The following is a 3,473-nucleotide window of genomic DNA, read 5'->3' as shown; positions in this document are numbered from 1 at the left end:
TGTCAACTTGGATCTTTTGAATCGTTTCATAAACTTGCCCCAAGGCATTGAAACGCTGGTCGAACTCGTTAGAAACCACACCATATTTATCTAATACGACCCGTGTTACATTGCCTGCCACATCGGGAGTAAAAGTAACCTTCTCACCTGTTTTAGACGTAATGCTGGTTAAACGATGAGCCGTATCATATTCATACGTATACTCTCTACCATCCACAACTGCGGGCAAGGTGATTTTTTTGATCAAACCGGTATCGTAATAATCGTAAGTAGTGATACCGCCTATATCGCTTGTGGCTAGCCAACCTCGAGTATTGTAGGTCAATGCGACTGGTGTAGCATTTGGCATAGTGATGGACAAGACATGACCATTATTATCGTATTTATTAAATAATGTGACATGGCCTAAGGCATTGGTCATCTTCCACAAATCACCCGCTTGATAAAGACCCGCAGCGCTGCTGCAGACCAACCTTCCGTTTTATTGCCAACTTATGGGCACACTTTTGCATAAATTTATGAACGACTAGCAATCTTGCCCAAGATAACAAGATACCATAGCCTACTCCACACACTGCTTTAATCGTTTACGTCCTTAGAATCAGTTAAAAGCCTCCAGCTACGCTTGATTCTTATACTGCACTTTTAAAATTTAGTATAAAGGTGCTTAGTGATGATCAATCTGTCTAAAGCCAAATATAAAAAACTATGAGGGTGAATAGTTATAAAAAATGGGCTAACTATTCGTTTAATTTTAGGAAAAAACTAAACTTAGCCCAAATAAAGAACAAACGATCTTAATGGTTTAAATTAGCTAAAATAGATAAAATAGTCTTTTATTGTCTATAGGAGTGCCGATCTATGCTAACCATTACAGCAACCCAAATTAAAAATGCGTTTGGACGCTTCTTAGAAGCCGTACAATCCCAGCCCATTCTAATTGAGCGTTCAAAGGGCTTCAGCCGTTATGCTCTCATACGCTGAATTTGAGCGTTTAAAAGCCATCGAGGATCGGTATTGGGGGGAAAAAGCGCAGCAGGCTTTGAAAGAAGGTTTCTTGAGCGAAAAAGCAACGCAGCAATGGCTCAATACCCTGCAGGAACGCTTAAATGCTGGTGTTTAAGTCTTCTAGGGTCGTTGTAAAGTTTATTGAAGATCTACCCGCCAAACAGTTTCGTCAGGTTTGGTTAAAGGTATTAGACCTATTAGCAACCCCCTACCCTACTGATACCAGTAAACTACAGGGCTATGACTATTATCGTGTTGATTTTAGTGAATATCGCATCGTGTACCAAGTGATTGAAGAAACCACCTTGGAACTGATTTTAATCGGAAAACGCAATAGATCTCCTGCGCAAGTCAAAAATTGAGCAATTTCGTTTTTCTGCTAAAGCTTGCCTTATATGGCGTCTATGCCCAACAATGGCTAAAATTTAGCCCATAGAATTGCTTAAAAAATGACTTTCGCAGGAGGTCTAATGATGATGCCGTTTACAAACCATTAAAGCGCTTAAATTAAATTCATTATAACGACGAAAAAAGCCTTACACTAACCAAGCACCTACCCCACGGCCCCTAAACCTCAAAAATCCCCACCCAATCCATCAAAAAGAGCTGTCCTATTGAAAATTGCACCCGTGCCGCCTATATTAAAAGGACAACTCACCCCTTGGATGTTCGGGCTTGACCTGATCGCTTTGGGGAGAAAAGACCGCTGTGAAGCGGTTTTTTCGCTTATACTCCCCGCTTTTTCTGCCGATGAAGACCCTAGCCTATATTGATGGTTTTAACCTTTACTACGGTGCACTAAAAGGTACAGCTTATAAATGGCTAGATATTATTCAGCTCATACAGCGTATTGCGTATATCCAAAACCCTAACATCCATTTAACGGGCGTTCGTTATTTCACCTCACCCGTTAAAGCAAAAATAGCCAGTCATGGTGAATTAGCCGTGCAAGCGCAAAATGCTTACTTAAAAGCACTTAAAAGCACCTACCCTGACACGATTCAAATAATTGAAGGTTTCTTTTCGTTGAGTGAAGCGGGAATGCCGCGTTATCAAAACCCACTGATAAAATCAGATCGGATCTCGGTTTGGCGATTAGAAGAAAAGAAAACAGATGTTCAATTAGCGCTAGCGATGTATCGAGATGCTTATTTGAGCAATGCTGAGCAATTACTATTAGTCTCTAATGACACTGACCAAGTGCCAACACTCGAAGCCATCAAAGCTGACTTTCCTCATTTACGCATCGGTTTAATTATCCCGCGCTTAAAAACGAATGATGCAAAGCAGCGGCCATCTAATGCGGAATTGGAAACATTAGCCGACTGGACAAGGCAGTATATTCACGAGAACGAACTAGCCGAATGCCAACTCCCTACACTTATAAAAACCAAGAAAAAACCCGTTTTTAAGCCTAACTACTGGTAGCCCCAGCCCTTCAATATTCTTTTTTATTGAATGTTTTTTACTCACTTCTTAGCAAGAACACCCCAGTTTGAAATCTGATCGGGTTATAGATGCTGCACAAAAAGCTATAAGTGCAATTGGAGGGGAGATGTCGCAGGGGAAGCAAGTGCCTTGAGCGCTTGTCACAAAAACGATTAAACTACCAAAACATAAGGCAGCTCTTAAGCTGCCTTTATTATTCGCTTATGTTCCCTTTGCTGTAATCTAGTTCCTACGCTAAGCTATTAATACTCCTTATCATGATGCTCCCCCTATTCGCTTGGCCATCACATCAATAATCCTATTCGGGTAAGTAATCTCAATTTCGACTAATTGCGAATGTAGACGAACCACATTCACGGTCGCCCCTTCCCTCTTAGCTTCCTTGCGAATTTCTAAAACCTGAGCCGGTGTTAAATTTTCTCTAATCACCTCTTTCATGATTAACCCCTCCCCTACCCTAGTAGCTTAGGTTGAGCTAATACATATTTAGGCAAGCCTTCCTTATAATTAGGATTATCGTCTAATACCCCTTGATTATAAGCACGGTCTAACCAATCAACGGCTATATCTTGAGCATCATCATAAGAAACATTCAGTAAGCTTTTAATATATTTCTTATTCGGTGCGACTGTTGGCTTTAATTTACGAGTAACTATTAATTTCAGCCACTCTTGATAAGCGGCTTCGAGGTTGTTACCCGCCCTACTCTGACTCCCCGCTTGAGCTGAAGCAACCATACGTATGGTCTGAGCTAGGGTCTTGGAGGTAGGGTTAGGTAAGCCTACCGGTACGGTAGGGCGGCTAATAGTTCCATAAGCCGGTGAGGCATCCATATTCAAATTTTGTACTTGGGAATTATTAATACCCCAATCTATCAATTTATCATTGAATTTAATTAAAGCGGGTAGGGGAGTCGGCATTAAAAACAATTCAATAAAAGCCGCTAAGCCAATAATCGAAGCTTCTAAGGCCAACGACATAATAAAAGCAACGCCAGACGCATCGAAGAGGGGAGA

The 3,473-nt window shown here is 41.1% G+C and carries 6 protein-coding genes and 1 pseudogene; 4 read left to right on the top strand and 3 right to left on the bottom strand.

What is annotated here, in order from left to right:
* Positions 1–472 (bottom strand): RHS repeat domain-containing protein (locus A3IE_RS21495; protein WP_211206859.1); only part of this gene is annotated, 472 nt, incomplete at its 3' end.
* Positions 473–861: 389 nt separating this feature from the next.
* On the opposite strand from A3IE_RS21495, the gene A3IE_RS23315 reads away from it, so the two are divergent.
* The 4 genes from A3IE_RS23315 (at position 862) to A3IE_RS0119200 (ending at position 2,436) form a co-directional block, all read left to right on the top strand.
* Positions 862–984: a hypothetical protein gene (locus A3IE_RS23315; RefSeq protein ID WP_020397238.1), complete on the top strand. Its 123-nt coding sequence runs from the start codon at positions 862–864 to the stop codon at positions 982–984.
* Complete coding sequence (locus tag A3IE_RS22965; RefSeq protein WP_020397237.1) at positions 968–1,123, top strand: hypothetical protein; 156 nt, start codon at positions 968–970, stop codon at positions 1,121–1,123. Before A3IE_RS23315 ends, A3IE_RS22965 begins: the two co-directional genes overlap by 17 nt.
* Positions 1,110–1,370, top strand: a complete 261-nt coding sequence (locus tag A3IE_RS0119205) for a type II toxin-antitoxin system RelE family toxin (protein ID WP_020397236.1) — start codon at positions 1,110–1,112, stop codon at positions 1,368–1,370. Before A3IE_RS22965 ends, A3IE_RS0119205 begins: the two co-directional genes overlap by 14 nt.
* A gap of 346 nt (positions 1,371–1,716) precedes the next feature.
* Entirely contained in the window at positions 1,717–2,436 is a 720-nt protein-coding gene (locus A3IE_RS0119200) for an NYN domain-containing protein (protein WP_211206858.1), read from the top strand.
* 276 nt (positions 2,437–2,712) lie between these two features.
* Here the strand turns inward: A3IE_RS0119200 and A3IE_RS0119195 are convergent, their stop codons facing one another.
* On the bottom strand, positions 2,713–2,895 hold the full coding sequence (locus tag A3IE_RS0119195; RefSeq protein ID WP_020397234.1) for a hypothetical protein: 183 nt from the start codon (positions 2,893–2,895) through the stop codon (positions 2,713–2,715).
* A 14-nt stretch (positions 2,896–2,909) separates the two neighbouring features.
* Positions 2,910–3,473, bottom strand: a pseudogene (locus A3IE_RS21485) (hypothetical protein); the annotation flags it as partial.

It is taken from the genome of Thiolinea disciformis DSM 14473 (genome assembly GCF_000371925.1).
In the GTDB taxonomy this organism is placed as follows: Bacteria; Pseudomonadota; Gammaproteobacteria; order Thiotrichales; family Thiotrichaceae; genus Thiolinea; species Thiolinea disciformis.
Note: the sequence above shows the minus strand (reverse complement) of the source record. Positions and strands in the feature narration are given on the sequence as shown.

Coding starts and splice junctions, on each gene's coding strand:
- A3IE_RS23315 (WP_020397238.1), top strand. CDS start 862: ATGCTAACCATTACAGCAACCCAAATTAAAAATGCGTTTGGACGCTTC.
- A3IE_RS22965 (WP_020397237.1), top strand. CDS start 968: ATGCTCTCATACGCTGAATTTGAGCGTTTAAAAGCCATCGAGGATCGG.
- A3IE_RS0119205 (WP_020397236.1), top strand. CDS start 1,110: ATGCTGGTGTTTAAGTCTTCTAGGGTCGTTGTAAAGTTTATTGAAGAT.
- A3IE_RS0119195 (WP_020397234.1), bottom strand. CDS start 2,895: ATGAAAGAGGTGATTAGAGAAAATTTAACACCGGCTCAGGTTTTAGAA.